Origin of the sequence: Pseudomonas sp. NPDC087690 (assembly GCF_044743175.1) — a bacterium.
GTDB lineage: Bacteria > Pseudomonadota > Gammaproteobacteria > Pseudomonadales > Pseudomonadaceae > Aquipseudomonas.
On sequence record NZ_JBIUVX010000069.1, the window covers coordinates 10,198 to 10,510 of the forward strand.

Below are 313 nucleotides of genomic sequence, written 5' to 3' on the forward strand. Positions count from 1 at the left end.
CAAATACTGTGTTCGGAAGCCAAGGTTCCTCTACCTTTCTTAGTAAGTTTACTGCTATACTTGCCGCCGGTTTCTTCATAACCAGCTTGGGGTTAGGTTACTTTGCTAAAGAGAAGGCTCATCAGCTGACTCAGGCAGGGCTACCAGATCCAGCAGTGTTGGAAGTGCCTAAGCAACAACAACCGGCTTCTGATGATGTCCCGGTGCTTCAAGAGCAAAAGTCGGCTACTCCAGCGACTGACGTACCTCCAGCTCAAGAGCAGAAGTAAGAAGGGTTTCAAACGTAGTTTTGCCGAGGTGGTGGAATTGGTAG

Annotated in this window: 1 protein-coding gene; it reads left to right on the forward strand. The window is 48.9% G+C overall.

The annotated features are described in order from the left end of the window. A partial coding sequence (gene secG / locus ACIPIZ_RS28585) for a preprotein translocase subunit SecG (RefSeq protein ID WP_401168839.1) occupies window positions 1–269 on the forward strand: 269 nt, incomplete at its 5' end. Between the last annotated feature and the right edge of the window lie 44 nt (window positions 270–313).